The organism is Mycolicibacterium palauense (assembly GCF_002592005.1).
GTDB lineage: Bacteria > Actinomycetota > Actinomycetes > Mycobacteriales > Mycobacteriaceae > Mycobacterium > Mycobacterium palauense.
Genome location: NZ_NVQF01000113.1, coordinates 1 through 14102, shown reverse-complemented (window position 1 = coordinate 14102; position 14102 = coordinate 1). Strand labels below are relative to the sequence as shown.

Genomic DNA, 14102 nt, shown 5'->3' with positions numbered 1-14102 from the left:
TGTTGTCAGTCATGTTGTTATATCGCTGTGTAGTTTTTGTTATGTTTACGGCACCACGCGAGCCTGACACGAGGAGTGTCGTTGGCTGGGTCAGATGTGACTAAGACGGCGTCGGTGGTGCGGCGTCGGGGGGTGTGCCGTCAGGGGTGTCAGCGGGGGTATCAGCGGGAACGGAGCGTCACCTCTGATCGGTGCCGACCACGCCGTTGGCGATCGGGCAGGTCAGGGTGCGGGTGATGCCGTCGATGGCCTGGACCTGGGCGACGACGTTGGCCTGCAGATCGGCCAGAGTGTCCGACCCGACGCGAACGACGACGTCATAGGGCCCGGTGACGTACTCCGAGGAGAGCACGCCGGGCAGGCCCGCGACCTGCTTGGCGACGACCTCGGCGCGGCCAACCTCTGTCTGGATCAGCATGAAGGCCTCGACCACCCGGTTCTCTCCCGCCTGTCATTTGAACACCCGATGCATACACTGGCGTGACCGTAAGGTACCGCAGGTCGTGGCGGCGTACAGGCTAGGCGAAGGTCGGCAAGGCGTGAGGTGATATGGGTAACGACGATCCGACGCTGGCGGATCTGGGCGAGTTCTCGGTCATCGACAGCCTGGTCTCGGGCCGGCGGCAGTCCGCGGGAGTCCTGATCGGCCCCGGCGACGACGCCGCGTTGCTGGCCGCCTCCGGGGGGCGGGTTCTGGTCTCCACCGACATGCTCGTCGAGGGACGGCACTTCCGGCTGGACTGGTCCTCCTCGTATGACGTCGGCCGCAAGGCCATCGCGCAGAACGCCGCCGACATCGAGGCGATGGGCGGCGAGGTCACCGGTTTCGTCGTCGCCTTCGGCGCGCCCGCGGACACGCCCCACGCCCGCGTCGCCGAGCTCACCGACGGCATGTGGGCCGAGGCCGCCCGGGTGGGTGCCGGGGTCGCCGGCGGCGATCTGGTGACCAGCCCACAGTGGGTGGTGTCGGTGACGGTCCTGGGCGGGCTGGACAACCGCCGGCCGGTGCGCCGCAACGGGGCCCGGGCACCGGCGGTGGTGGCCGTGGCGGGGCGGCTGGGGTGCTCGGCGGCCGGGTACGGGCTGCTCGAGCGGTTCGGGACCGGTGGCGGCCCGGATGACCGGGAAGACTTCGCGACGTTGCGTCAGCGCCACCGCGTGCCCGAACCGCCCTATGGGCAGGGGCGGGTGGCGGCCGAGGCCGGGGCCCTGGCGATGACCGACGTCTCCGACGGCCTGCTCGCCGATCTCGGGCACGTCGCCGCCGCCTCCGGTGTGGAGATCGACGTGTCCACCCGGGCGCTCGCCGGGTACCGCGACGCCCTGGCCGGCGCCGCCGCCGCCCTCGGGGCCGACCCGTGGGAGTGGGTGCTGTCCGGCGGCGAGGACCACGCACTGGTGGCCTGCTTCGCCGGCACCCCGCCGGCCGGGTGGACCGTGATCGGCACCGTGATCGGCGAGGTGACCGGGAGCCCCGGGGGCCCCGGCCGGGTGGTGGTCGACGGGCGCCGCTGGGACGGTCCGGTGGGCTGGCAGTCCTACGCCTGAGCGCGGCTTGTAGGTTGAACGTCCGTGACTGCGCGTCCCCTCAACGAACTCGTCGACGACGGCTGGGCGGCTGCGCTGGCCCCGGTGGCCGATCAGGTGGCCCGGATGGGCGAGTTCCTGCGTGCCGAACTGGCCGCGGGCCGCGGGTACCTGCCGGCGGGCGCGAACGTGTTGCGCGCCTTCACCTTTCCGTTCGAGCAGGTGCGGGTGCTCATCGTCGGTCAGGATCCCTACCCGACCCCCGGCCACGCCGTCGGACTGAGCTTCTCGGTGGCAGCCGACGTGCGACCGCTGCCGCGCAGCCTGGAGAACATCTTCACCGAATACAGTGCCGACCTCGGCTATCCGCGCCCGGACAACGGAGACCTCACCCCGTGGTCGCGCCAGGGCGTGATGTTGCTGAACAGGGTGCTGACCGTGCGGCCGGGGACTCCCGCGTCGCACCGGGGCAAGGGGTGGGAGGCGGTCACCGAGTGCGCGATCCGGGCGCTCACCGATCGGGCCCAGCCGATGGTGGCGATCCTGTGGGGCCGCGACGCCGCCACCCTCAAACCCATGCTCGGCGCCGACTGCCCGACCATCGAGTCGGCGCACCCCTCGCCGCTGTCGGCCTCGCGTGGCTTCTTCGGATCGCGGCCGTTCAGCCGGGCCAACCAGATGCTGAGCGAACGCGGAGCAGACCCGGTGGACTGGCGGCTGCCGTAGGGCCGCCGTGCGCCGCGATCAGCCGCGGACCCCAGCCGTGCGCCGCGATCATCCGCGGACCCCAGCCGTGCGCCGCGATCATCCGCGGACTCCAGCCGTGCGCCGCGATCAGCCGCGGACTCCAGCCGTGCGCCGCGATCAGCCGCGGACGACCTTGCCCGCCTTGATGCACGAGGTGCAGGCGTTGATGCGCTTCTTGTTGCCGCCCGGACCGCTCACGGCGTGCACGGTCTGGACGTTCGGGTTCCACCGGCGGCTGGTCCGGCGATGGGAATGCGACACCGACTTGCCGAAGCCGGGGCCCTTCCCGCAGATCTCGCACACGGCAGCCATCAGTGGTACTCCTCAATCTCGAACGTCAGTGGTGTATCCGGGGCCAGCGACCGCGTGGCGGGTGACCAGACAACCGCACCAGAATACCGGCCCCGCCGATGAACGCCAAAACGGCGTCGTCGGCAACGACCGGGCAGGGTTCGGGCAGCGTCCGGGCAGCGTTCGGGTAGGGGCGGGATCGCGCCACCTGATCATCTGCTGTCGTCCACACTGACTAGGCTGGCGCCGCGTGCACAGCCCGGGTGGGCGCCCACCTGACGTTAGGGGAGTCCAGGCATGTCGGATCGTCGGCTCGACGGGACCGCCCTGCGGGACTGGGCGCACACCGCCGTCGGCGACCTGATCGCGCGCACCGACGAGATCAACCGGCTCAACGTGTTTCCGGTGGCCGATGCCGACACCGGCACGAACATGCTGTTCACCATGCGTTCCGCGCTGGCCGAGGCCCGCTCGGCGGCCGGTTCGGGCGACGTCGTGGCGGTCACCGCGGCGCTCAGCGAGGGGGCGCTGCACGGTGCCCGCGGAAACTCCGGGGTCATCCTCAGCCAGATCCTGCGCGGTCTCGCCGACGTGACCGCCTCGGTGGCCGACGACACCCGGGGCGAGCTCGGGGCCATCGACGCCGCGGTGCTGGCGGCCGCGCTCCGGCACGCCGTCGGCCTGGTGGTGGCATCCATGGGGGGCGACGCGGTCGCGGGCACCATCGTCTCGGTGCTGCAGGCCGCCGCGGAGGCCGCCGAACGCAGCGCCGGCGACGGCGATCCGGTCGGAGGCGCGGCGTCGGCCGCCGCGGAGGCCGCCGTCGCGGCCCTGGAGAACACCCCGGCCCAGCTGCCGGTGCTGGCCGAGTCCGGGGTGGTCGATGCCGGCGGGCGCGGCCTGGTGGTGTTGCTCGACGCGCTGAGCGCGACGCTGACCGGTCACGTCGCCAGCCGGCGCCCCTATCAACCGGCACGGCCGCCGGAACCGGCGCCGCACCCCGCGCCGCCGGCCGCGCCCCAGTTCGAGGTGATGTATCTGCTCGACTCCGGCGGGCGCGACATCGTCGAAGCCCTGCGGGCACGGCTGACCGCGCTCGGGGATTCGGTGGTCATCGCCGCCGCGCACGGTACCGGTGGGGCCGGCCGGCAATCGGTACATGTGCACACCGACGACGCGGGGGCCGCGGTGGAGGCGGGGCTGGCATTCGGCCGGCCCAGCGCCATCAAGATCTCCGCACTGGGCGGCGGCACCGGGCTGGCGCCGGGAAGCTGGTCCACCGAACGGGCGGTGCTCGCCGTCGTCGACGGCGACGGGGCCGCCGAGTTGTTCGCCGCCGAGGGGGCCGCGGTGCTGCGTCCCGACCCCGCCGAACTGCAGTCGGTGGGGGTGGGGGTCAGCGCCCGGCAGCTGTTGCGGGCCCTGGTCGACACCGGTGCCGCGCAGGTGATGGTGTTGCCCAACGGCTACGTCGCCGCCGCCGAACTGGTGGCGGCCTGCACCGCAGCGATCGGCTGGGGCATCGACGTGGTTCCGGTGCCGACGGGTTCGATGGTGCAGGGATTGGCCGCCCTGGCCGTGCACGACGCCGGACGTCAGGCCGTCGATGACGGCTTCACCATGGCCGCCGCGGCAGCCGAGACCCGGTACGGGTCGGTGCGGCTGGCCGCCGAGGACGCGCTGACCTGGGCGGGGCCCTGCCGCACCGGCGACGGGTTGGGGGTGGTCGGGGGCGAGGTGCTCGTCGTACGCCGCGGGATCGCCGCGGCCGCGCGCGGCCTGATCGATCTGCTGCTGACCGTCGGTGGGGAGCTGGTCACGGTCCTGCTGGGGACCGGTGTCTCCGACGACGTGGCCGAGGCCCTCGGTGACCACGTGCGGCGCCACCATCTGGCCACCGAACTGGTCAGCTATCGCACCGGCCACGCCGGCGACGCAGTGATCATCGGAGTGGAGTGAGATGGCGACCCTGGCGGACCGGCTGGACTTCATCGTGGGGAGGAAGGCCGCCGACAAGCTCGACGAGGAGTTCGGCATCCGGACCGTCGATGATCTGCTGCGGCACTACCCGCGCAAGTACAGCGCCGGGATGTCGGTGCTGGGCGAGGATTCCGAGCCGCCGGCCGCGGGGGAGCATGTCACGTTCGTCGACACCATCGCCGGTGTGGACGCGCGGTGGACCAAACGCACCCCGCGCCGGGAGTATCTGGTGGTGACGTTGAGCCGCAGCCGGCCGAAGGTGACGGCGACCTTCTTCAACGCCCGCTACATCAAGCACGCCCTCGTCGAGGGCGCCAGGGTGATGCTCTCCGGCGAGGTGGGCTACTTCCGCGGCACCATGCAGCTCACCCACCCGGCGTTCCTGGTGCTCGGCGGGCCCCGCGGGCCGCGCGGATCCAAGTCGCTGAAGGCGATCGCGTCCAGCCCCGGGTCGGGATCGGGACCGGGGGAGACCGGGCTGGATCTGTCGGTGTTCGAGCGTGATTTCTTTCCCATCTACCCGGCCACCGCCAAGATGCAGAGCTGGGACATCTACGCCTGCGTGCGCCAGGTGCTCGACGTGCTCGATCCGGTGCCCGAGCCGTTGCCGGCCGAGTATGTCCGTCGGCAGCATCTGATCAGCGAGGACGCCGCGTTGCGCGCCATTCATCTGGCCGAGAACGAGGCCGACCGCTCGGCTGCCCGGCAGCGGCTGACCGTCGACGAGGCCGTCGGGCTGCAGTGGGCGCTGGTCACCCGGCGCCACGGCGCGCTCAGCGGCACCGGCCCGCCGGCCGCCCCGCGCGCCGACGGCCTTCGGGCGGCCCTGCTGGCCCGGTTGCCCTTCGATCTGACCGACGGTCAGCGTGCGGTGCTCGATGTGCTCGAGGACGAGCTGGCCTCCTCGCGGCCGATGAACCGCATGCTGCAGGGCGAGGTCGGCTCCGGCAAGACGATCGTCTCGGTACTGGCGATGCTGCAGATGGTCGACGCCGGATACCAGTGCGCATTACTGGCACCCACCGAGGTGCTGGCCTCCCAGCACGCCCGCTCCATCCGGGATGTGCTGGGGCCGCTGGCGACGGCCGGCGAACTCGGCGGCGACGACCGCGCGACCCGGGTGGCACTGCTGACCGGATCGATGACACCGCAGCAGAAGCGGCAGGCCCGCGCCGAAATGGTCAGTGGCGAAGCCGGAATCGTGGTGGGAACGCACGCGCTGTTGCAGGACGCCGTCGAGTTCCACAACCTGGGCATGGTGGTCGTCGACGAGCAGCACCGGTTCGGCGTGGAGCAACGGGACCGGCTGCGGGCCAAGGCATCCGGGGGAATCACCCCGCATCTGCTGGTCATGACGGCCACCCCGATCCCACGGACGGTGGCGCTGACGGTGTTCGGCGATCTGGAGACATCGACACTGCGGGAGCTGCCGCGCGGCCGGCAGCCGATCAGCACCAACGTCATCTTCGCCGCCCAGAAGGCGCGCTGGCTGCAGCGCGCGTGGCAGCGCATCATCGAGGAGGTCGCCGCGGGGCGGCAGGCCTATGTCGTCGCGTCGCGCATCGACGAGACCGACGAGGAGCCACCGACCGCGGCGGACGAGGAGAAGGACGGGCGGACCACGCCGCCGATCACGGTGGTCAAGCTCTTCGACCACCTGCGCGGCGGCGCGCTGGCGGGGTTGCGGCTGGGCCTGATGCACGGGCGGTTGAGCCCGGAGGAGAAGGACGCCGTGATGGCGCAGTTCCGCGCCGGCGACCTCGACGTGCTGGTGTGCACCACGGTGATCGAGGTGGGCGTCGACGTTCCCAACGCGACGGTCATGGTGGTGATGGACGCCGACCGGTTCGGGATCAGCCAGCTGCACCAGCTGCGTGGCCGCATCGGCCGCGGCAGTCACCCCAGTCTGTGCCTGCTGGTCACCAATCTGCCGGAGGGCTCCAAGGCGGGCGACCGGTTGCAGGCGGTGGCGGCGACGCTGGACGGCTTCGAACTCGCCGACCTCGACCTCGCCGAACGTCGCGAGGGAGATGTCCTGGGCCGCAACCAGTCCGGCCGCACGGTCACGCTTCGCTTCCTGTCGCTGGCCGAGCACCGGGATGTCATCGAGTCGGCGCGGGCGCTGTGCGAGCAGGTCTACGAGGCCGATCGCCACGACCCGGGAATGGCCCTGCTGGCCGCCAACTTCACCGGGACCGACCGCATCGAGTATCTGGACAAGTCATGAACCGCAGGCGAGGGATCTGGCTCGGTGTGGCCGCCGTGCTCTCGGTACTGGTGGCACTGCAGGTGGTGGGCACCTCGCGTGATCACAGCCGCTGGTTCGTGGCCGAGGCCACCGACAGCGCCGTCCCCACCGTGGCGCCGGGCGCCGATGTGCTCGACGGAATCACCGTGATACCCAACCGCACCCGCGGCTACGACTACCGCCGTGCGGCCTTCGGGGAGGCCTGGGACGACGACACCGACGCGCCGGGCGGTCGCAACGGTTGCGACACCCGCAACGACATCCTGGAGCGCGACCTGGTCGACAAGACGTATGTGGCGATCAGCAGATGCCCCACGGCGGTGGCCACCGGCACGTTGCACGACCCCTACACCAGCGACGTGATCGACTTCGCCCGCGGCGCCAAGACGGGTGCCGCGGTGCAGATCGACCACATCGTGCCGTTGGCGTACGCCTGGGACCAGGGTGCCCGCGGCTGGACCGACGAGATGCGCGCGCGCTTCGCCAACGATCCGGCGAACCTGCTGGCGGTCCAGGGGCAGGCCAATCAGGACAAGGGTGACAAGGAACCCGCGGTGTGGATGCCGCCCAGCGGGGCCTTCCACTGCCAGTACGCCATGCAGTTCATCGCGGTGCTGCGTGGCTACGGGCTGCCCGTCGACGCGCCCTCGGCGACGGCACTGCGGGATGCTGCCGGCACCTGCCCGCAGAGCTGAGGGGCAACGCTACCCGCCGGTGAACCGCACGGCCTTCTCGTAGATCAGCAGCGCCACGCAGCCGTTGTGGCTGCCCGGCGAGTGGCGGGTACCGGGCGGGTTCACCACGAAGCTGCCCGTGGGATAGGAGCCGTGCTCGTCGAATTCCTCACCCTCAAGGACGAACATGTGCTCGTAGCCGATGTGCTCGTGCTCGCTGACACGTGCGCCGGGCTCATAGCGCAGCAACACGGCCGCCGGGCCGCCGCCGCCGTCGTCGTAGAGCCAGTGCGCGCTCACGCCCGGGCGGAACGGTTGCCAGTCGGCGTCGGACTTCAGCACCGCCGCCTCCCGAAGGAGATCGGTGAAGACGATCGGACGCCATGGACGCATTGGCGTGGAGTGCGCTGGTGTCGAGTGCGCTGGTGTGGAGCGCGCCGACGGGGTCGATGGGGTCATCCTGCTCTTCTCCCTTCCCGCGGCCGGGGTCCGGCCGCGTGTGGAATGTCAACGGGTCCCGATCCCCGGTGCGGTGAACCATTTCCGTTCGATCCAGCCCAACCCGAGGACGAACCAGGTGGCGAACACGTACGGTGCCGAGACCCCCGGGAGCCCGAGCAACCCGAGGGACGGGGTGGCGATGCTGGCGATGAGGGCCCCCAGAATCGCCAGCCTGAGCCGGCCGCAGAACACGTACACCGCCACCGCGGCCAGCACACCGTTGAAGCCGTAGAGCCCCAAATCGGCCAGAGTCGGGTCGACGTGGCGGTAGTAGGCGGAGACGGCGGTTCCGATGACGGCTCCGAGCACGGCCATCACCGCATGGCGCCAGTTGCTGAGCAGCAGTCCGGCGGTGAGCAGCAACCCCGAGGCGACACTTGGCGAGAAGAGCGCCTGGCCCAGGCTGAACAGCACCGCGATCACCGGATGCAGGGTCGCGGTGTGCGAGGAATCGAACATCTCCGGCCGCAGCGCCACGCTCAGGTGCGGGGCCAGCGCGTAGAGCAGCCAGAAGACCAGCAGGAACGGCAGGGCCAGGATCGGGAACGGCAGCACGGCGAGCAGCACCCGTACGAGCAGCACCGTGGCGGCCACGCAGACGAGCAGCACGATCCACATCCGGACGTCTACCCAGCCGGTCTGAAAGAAGGTGGGCAGCGACAGCGCGATCAGGCACGGGTTGAGGCCGGGCAGCCCGGTGGCCAGCACCTCCCGCCGCTCGCCGAGCAGGATGCGGGCGCCCGGTGCCAGGATCGCGGCCACCAGGAGGTAGGTGGCCGCCAGCGGGGACACCACCAGCACCGCGGCCAGGAAACACAGCCCGGTCAGCTCGTTGCTCTGGAAGCACAGCTGTGAAATTCCGCGCAGCACCAGGCGGGGATAGGCGACCACCTGCCCGGCGGCGTCCGGCGGGTCGGGGTCGACGGGGGAGTCGCCGGGCGCTCCCATGTCCCTCCAGCCCGCCAGGCCGCTCACAGCCCGGCCAACAACTCCAGGATCTTGTCCGAGGTGGCCGTCCACCCGACGATCCCGCCCTGGGCCACCAGGGCGCGCAACGTGACTTCCTTGAACTCCGGGAAGTAGCTGTCGGTGCCGTCCTCGACCAGCAGGCAGTCGTAGCCGCGGTCGTTGGCACACCGCATCGTGGTCTGCACGCAGACCTCGGTGGTCACCCCGGTGATCACCAGGTTGGTGATGTTGCGGGTCATCAGGTACTCGTGGAAAACCGTGCGGTAGAACGCGTCCTTGCCCGGCTTGGCGATCACCAGTTCACCGTCCCGCGGAGCGTTCTCGGCGATGAAGTCCGACCCCGCCTCACCGTCGATGAGGATGCGGCCCATCGGTCCGACGTCGCCGATCTTCAGTTTGGGGTTCCCGCGGCTACGTTTGGCGGTGGGCAGATCCGACAGATCCGGCCGGTGACACTCCTTGGTGTGGATGACGGGCAACCCGGCCCGGCGGAAGGCGTCCTGCAGCCGGGCGATCACCGGGATGCAGGGTGCGATCCGGGCGATGTCGTTGCCGAGCGATTCGGCGAAACCGCCCGGTTCGCAGAAGTCGCGCTGCATGTCGATACAGACCAGTGCGACGTGATTGAAGTCGAACGGGTAGGGGAACGGGTTGGCATCGATCGTCGTCATGTCCACCTCGCAGCCGCGCGCACCCGGGGACGGGCCCGCACCGTCGGGACCTCGATTTTGCCGCACCCCGCCGGACACGTCCGGCGATTCGGCGAACAGCGGCCCGTGCGGGCGGGCGCTCAGCTGCCGGTGTAGGTCTCGGGATCGGGCCGGAACCGGGATCCGTCGTCGAGGCCGTTCAGCGCCTCCATGTCGGCGGCGTTGAGTTCGAACCCGAACACGTCGAAGTTCTCCGCGATGCGTTCGGCGGACTTCGACCGCGGGATGACGACATTACCCAGCTGCAGGCTCCAGCGGATCAGCACCTGCGCCGGGGTCTTGCCGTAGGACGCGGCGACCGACTCGACGGTGGGGTTCTGGATGAGCCGGCCCACGCCCAGCGGCCCGTAGGCCTCGGTCACGATGTCGTGCTCGGCGTTGACCGCCCGCATCTGCGCCTGGTTGAGCAGTGGGTGCAGCTCGATCTGGTTGACCGCCGGAACACTGAACGTCAGGTCGATCACGTCCGAGAGGTGCTCGGCATTGAAGTTGCACACGCCGATGGACCGCGTGTGGCCGTCTTCGCGGGCGCGCATGAGACCGCCGAAGCTGTCGATGTACTTGCCGTTCTCGGCGGCCGGCCAGTGGATCAGATACAGGTCCACGTAGTCCAGGCCGAGCCGTTCCAGGCTTTCCCGAAGCGCGTCCTGCGACGACTGGAAGCCCTGTTTGTCGGTGGCCAGCTTCGTGGTGACGAAGATCTCCGCGCGGGGAATGCCCGACGCGGCGATCGCCCGGCCGACGGCGGCCTCGTTGCCGTACGCGGCCGCGGTGTCGATCAGCCGGTAGCCGATCTCCAGCGCCACGCCCACCGCATGCTCGGTCTCGGCATCGGTCAGCTCGCCCACGCCAAGCCCGAGAACAGGCATCGTGTTCTCGTCGTTGAGCCCTATTGATGGAACAGTGGCCCCGGACTGGCTCGTCGACGTCATCTCACCCTGCCTGTGGTCTGGACAATTTCGCCGCTCACGATATAACCGAGGTTCATACACGGCCTAATCAACGCGCGTTACGGTCATGACATGGCGTACGAGACGACGAACTCCGAGGGTGCATCGACCAGCGGTGAGGTCGCGCCGGCGACCCGTCGACGAGCCCCGGAACCTGTGCTGAAGGTGGCCACCCTGGTGACCCCGAAGGTCCTGCCGGTGCTGCCCGACACCGTCAAGCGGCTGCTGGCCGGCGGCCGGGCCGTGGTCATCGACGGAAACACCCTGGATCCGACGCTGCAGGCTTTCCTGGCCGGGTTGCGGCTGTCCGGGGTCACCGGATTGATCGTCGACGGCGACGTCGCCAGGAGCCGCCGGCAGATGAGCCAGACCTGCCTGGCCCTGGGCGGGCCCGCGCTGCCGGTCGAGGTCGGCGAGCTGTCGGTCCCGGGGCCGGCGGGGCCCGTCGGGATCCGCCGCTATCTGCCGCCGGGACCGGCGGCCGGCGCCCTGGTGTTCTTCCACGGCGGTGGGTACGTGCTCGGTGACCTGGACTCCTACGACGCGGTGTGCCGGCGGATCTGCCATGACGCCGGCGTTCAGGTGTTCTCGGTCGACTACCGGCTGGCGCCCGAACACCCTGCCCCGGCGGCGGTCGAGGACAGCCTGGCGGCCTACCGCTGGATCGCCGCGCACGCCGGGGAGCTGCGGGTGCCGGCCGACCGCATCGCCGTCGGTGGGGACAGCGCCGGCGGGGGGCTGGCCGCCGCCGTTTCCCAGCTGACCCGTGACGACGAGGTGCCCCCGGCGCTGCAGGTGCTGGTGTACCCGTGGACCGACCTGCGGGCGCCCAGCAGATCCCGGACCCTGTTCGCCTCGGGCTTCCTGCTGAGCCGCGACGACCTGGCCTTCTGCGGGGACCGCTATCTGGAGGGCTCGGGCGTGACCGCCGAGGACCCGCGGGTGTCGCCGGGCCGCGCCGCCGATCTGTCCGGACTCCCGCCGGCCCTGGTGATCACCGCCGGCTTCGACCCCCTGCGGGACGAGGGCGACCGCTACGCCGAGGCGATGGCCGCTGCCGGGGTCCGCGTCGATCTGCGCCGCGAAGGCGGACTCATCCACGGCTTCCTCAACATGGCCGGCCTCGGCGGTGACGCCGGACGCGCCGTCGACGAGGTGGTGTCGGCGCTGCGGGCGCACCTGTCCCGCGGCCGGGGCGGCTGAGCCGGGAGCATGACCGTCTGCGAGGGGGAGAGCGCCGGACAGGGGGCTTGCCGGCACTCTTTTCTTCAGCGGTTTCTTCGCCGGTACTCTCTACGACGTGGCCTCCAAACCGAAACGTCCCGCCAAGTACGACCTGAAGGCGGCGGACCGCAAGCGCAATCTGGCCGTGCAGATCGGCCTGACCGCGATCGTGATCGTGTTCGCCACCGCGCTGATCCTCTACATCGTGATGAGCGGGGACAAGAAGCAGTCCGGCGAGGTGCAGGCCGTCCGGGTCGCGACCTCCGACGTGATCACCCAGGAGGGCAGCAGCGAGCCCAAGGCGGTCGTCTCCCTCTACGAGGACTTCCAGTGCCCGCACTGCGCGCAGTTCGAGAAGACCTTCGGCCCGACGATCAACAAGCTGATCGACAGCGGGGCCGTCGCCGCGGACTACTACATGGTGGCCATCCTCGACACCCCGATCAACGACAACTACTCGACACGGGCGGCCAATGCCGGCTACTGCGTGGCCGCGGAGGACAGCAGCCCGAACAAGGACGCCTTCCGCAGGTTCCACGCGGCCCTGTTCGCCCAGCAGCCGCCCGAGGGGTCGCCGGCCCCGGACAATGCCGCGCTGATCGAGACCGCCCGGCAGGCCGGCGTGGTCGGATCGGTGCCGGACTGCATCAACTCCGGTAAGTACGACGACATGGTGGGCGGTCTGGCCGGGGCCACCGACATCAACGCCACACCGTCGGTGCGGATCAACGGCGAGGACTACTCGTACAGCACCCCCGACGCGTTGGAGACCAAGATCAAGGAGATCGTCGGCGACGTTCCGGCGCTCGACCAGCCCGCGGCGCCGGCATCGTGACCTCCGCGGCAGCCGAGGTGGCCGACGAACCGACCGACGAGCCGCAGGGCCCGGGGAGGGGCATCGGCCGCCCCGGCGCGCTGTGGATCCTGATCGCCGGGGTGCTGGGCCTGGCCGCGTCGTTCACGCTCACGGTCGAGAAGATCGAACTCCTGATCAACCCCGCCTACGTGCCGACGTGCAGCCTGAACCCGGTGCTCTCCTGCGGGTCGGTGATGGTCACCCCCCAGGCTTCGGTGTTCGGCTTCCCCAACCCGCTGATCGGCGTCATCGCGTTCACCCTGGTGGTCACCACCGGCGTGCTGGCGGTGGCCCGGGTGCGGCTGCCGCAGTGGTACTGGGTCGGCCTGGCCATCGGCACGGCGTTCGGTGTCGGATTCATCCAGTGGCTGATCTTCCAGAGCCTCTACCGCATCGGTGCGCTGTGCCCCTACTGCATGGTCGTGTGGGCCGTCACCATCCCGCTGTTCGTCGTTGCCGCCAGCACCGCGTTGCGGCCGCTGGCCGGCAACGCGGTGCTCGGCGTGCTCCACCAATGGCGCTGGTCGATCGTCGCGCTGTGGTACGCCGCGGTGGTACTGATGATTCTCGTCCGGTTCTGGGACTACTGGTCGACGTTGATCTAGGGGGTCGCGGTGTTTTCGAAAGTCCTGGTGGCAAATCGGGGTGAGATCGCGATCCGGGCGTTTCGCGCAGCCTACGAGCTGGGCGTGGGAACCGTGGCGGTGTATCCGTTCGAGGACCGCAACTCGGTGCACCGGCTCAAGGCCGACGAGTCGTATCAGATCGGGGAGCCGGGCCATCCCGTCCGGGCGTATTTGAGCGTCGAGGAGATCGTGGCCACCGCGCGGGCCGCGGGCGCGGATGCCGTCTATCCCGGGTACGGGTTCCTGTCGGAGAACCCGGAGTTGGCGGCGGCGTGTGCGGCGGCGGGCATCACCTTCGTGGGCCCCTCGGCGGCGGTGTTGGAGCTGACCGGCAACAAGTCGAGGGCGATCGATGTCGCGCGCGCGGCCGGGCTGCCGGTGCTGGCGTCCTCGGCGCCGTCGGCGTCGGTGCCGGAGCTGCTGGAGGCCGCCGAGGGGTTGTCGTTCCCGTTGTTCGTCAAGGCGGTGGCCGGCGGTGGGGGCCGGGGTATGCGCCGGGTCGGCGAGCCTGCCGAGTTGGCCGAGGCCATCGAGGCGGCCTCGCGTGAGGCGGCCTCGGCGTTCGGGGATCCCACGGTGTTCTTGGAGCAGGCCGTGGTCAACCCGCGCCATATCGAGGTGCAGATCCTCGCCGATACCCAGGGCAACGTGATCCACCTCTACGAGCGTGACTGCAGCGTGCAGCGGCGCCACCAGAAGGTGATCGAGCTGGCGCCCGCACCGAACCTGGATCCGGTGTTGCGGGAACGGATCTGTTCGGACGCGGTGGCGTTGGCCCGGCGGATCGGCTACACGTGCG

15 protein-coding genes are annotated in these 14102 nt (G+C 70.4%); 9 read left to right on the top strand and 6 right to left on the bottom strand.

Annotated features, from left to right (window positions below; translation table 11 throughout):
• Positions 1–178: 178 nt before the first annotated feature.
• Positions 179–418, bottom strand: coding sequence for an Lrp/AsnC ligand binding domain-containing protein (locus tag CSR00_RS27090; RefSeq protein WP_245906624.1), 240 nt, complete (start codon positions 416–418; stop codon positions 179–181).
• 131 nt (positions 419–549) lie between these two features.
• Here CSR00_RS27090 and CSR00_RS27085 point away from each other — a divergent pair, with 131 nt between their 5' ends.
• Together CSR00_RS27085 and CSR00_RS27080 are read left to right on the top strand one after the other, a co-directional pair.
• Complete coding sequence (locus CSR00_RS27085; protein WP_099025485.1) at positions 550–1548, top strand: thiamine-phosphate kinase; 999 nt, start codon at positions 550–552, stop codon at positions 1546–1548.
• Positions 1549–1572: 24 nt separating this feature from the next.
• Positions 1573–2253 (top strand): uracil-DNA glycosylase, encoded by a 681-nt coding sequence (locus tag CSR00_RS27080; protein ID WP_099025484.1) that lies wholly within the window; start codon positions 1573–1575, stop codon positions 2251–2253.
• Between the two features lie 138 nt (positions 2254–2391).
• Here the strand turns inward: CSR00_RS27080 and rpmB are convergent, their stop codons facing one another.
• Positions 2392–2586, bottom strand: coding sequence for a 50S ribosomal protein L28 (rpmB, locus tag CSR00_RS27075; RefSeq protein ID WP_099025483.1), 195 nt, complete (start codon positions 2584–2586; stop codon positions 2392–2394).
• Positions 2587–2862: 276 nt separating this feature from the next.
• Between rpmB and CSR00_RS27070 the strand changes: the two genes are divergently transcribed.
• Genes CSR00_RS27070 through CSR00_RS27060 form a run of 3 tightly spaced genes read left to right on the top strand, consistent with a single transcriptional unit; the run spans position 2863 to position 7488 of the window.
• Positions 2863–4524, top strand: a complete 1662-nt coding sequence (locus CSR00_RS27070; protein WP_099025482.1) for a fatty acid kinase ATP-binding subunit FakA — start codon at positions 2863–2865, stop codon at positions 4522–4524.
• 1 nt (position 4525) lies between these two features.
• Positions 4526–6772 (top strand): ATP-dependent DNA helicase RecG, encoded by a 2247-nt coding sequence (gene recG, locus CSR00_RS27065; RefSeq protein WP_099025481.1) that lies wholly within the window; start codon positions 4526–4528, stop codon positions 6770–6772.
• Positions 6769–7488 (top strand): HNH endonuclease family protein, encoded by a 720-nt coding sequence (locus CSR00_RS27060; RefSeq protein WP_099025480.1) that lies wholly within the window; start codon positions 6769–6771, stop codon positions 7486–7488. The genes recG and CSR00_RS27060 overlap by 4 nt, the downstream gene beginning before the upstream one ends.
• A gap of 9 nt (positions 7489–7497) precedes the next feature.
• Here CSR00_RS27060 and CSR00_RS27055 read toward each other — a convergent pair whose 3' ends face one another.
• The 4 genes from CSR00_RS27055 to CSR00_RS27040 form a co-directional block, all read right to left on the bottom strand.
• The gene (locus CSR00_RS27055) at positions 7498–7860 is read right to left on the bottom strand and encodes a cupin domain-containing protein (RefSeq protein ID WP_176562290.1); all 363 of its coding nucleotides are present in this window, start codon (positions 7858–7860) and stop codon (positions 7498–7500) included.
• A 114-nt stretch (positions 7861–7974) separates the two neighbouring features.
• On the bottom strand, positions 7975–8916 hold the full coding sequence (locus CSR00_RS27050) for an urea transporter (RefSeq protein ID WP_099025478.1): 942 nt from the start codon (positions 8914–8916) through the stop codon (positions 7975–7977).
• Between the two features lie 23 nt (positions 8917–8939).
• Positions 8940–9608, bottom strand: coding sequence for a cysteine hydrolase family protein (locus CSR00_RS27045; protein WP_099025488.1), 669 nt, complete (start codon positions 9606–9608; stop codon positions 8940–8942).
• A 119-nt stretch (positions 9609–9727) separates the two neighbouring features.
• A complete protein-coding gene (locus tag CSR00_RS27040; RefSeq protein WP_099025477.1) occupies positions 9728–10579 on the bottom strand; it encodes an aldo/keto reductase in 852 nt (283 codons plus the stop codon).
• 90 nt (positions 10580–10669) lie between these two features.
• On the opposite strand from CSR00_RS27040, the gene CSR00_RS27035 reads away from it, so the two are divergent.
• From CSR00_RS27035 to CSR00_RS27020, 4 genes are all read left to right on the top strand, one after another.
• Entirely contained in the window at positions 10670–11800 is a 1131-nt protein-coding gene (locus tag CSR00_RS27035; protein WP_176562289.1) for an alpha/beta hydrolase, read from the top strand.
• A gap of 97 nt (positions 11801–11897) precedes the next feature.
• Positions 11898–12656 (top strand): DsbA family protein, encoded by a 759-nt coding sequence (locus CSR00_RS27030; RefSeq protein WP_099025476.1) that lies wholly within the window; start codon positions 11898–11900, stop codon positions 12654–12656.
• A complete protein-coding gene (locus CSR00_RS27025; RefSeq protein ID WP_407662531.1) occupies positions 12653–13282 on the top strand; it encodes a vitamin K epoxide reductase family protein in 630 nt (209 codons plus the stop codon). Before CSR00_RS27030 ends, CSR00_RS27025 begins: the two co-directional genes overlap by 4 nt.
• A 9-nt stretch (positions 13283–13291) precedes the next feature.
• The coding region (locus CSR00_RS27020; RefSeq protein WP_281259763.1) for an ATP-binding protein at positions 13292–14102 on the top strand (811 nt) is incomplete at its 3' end.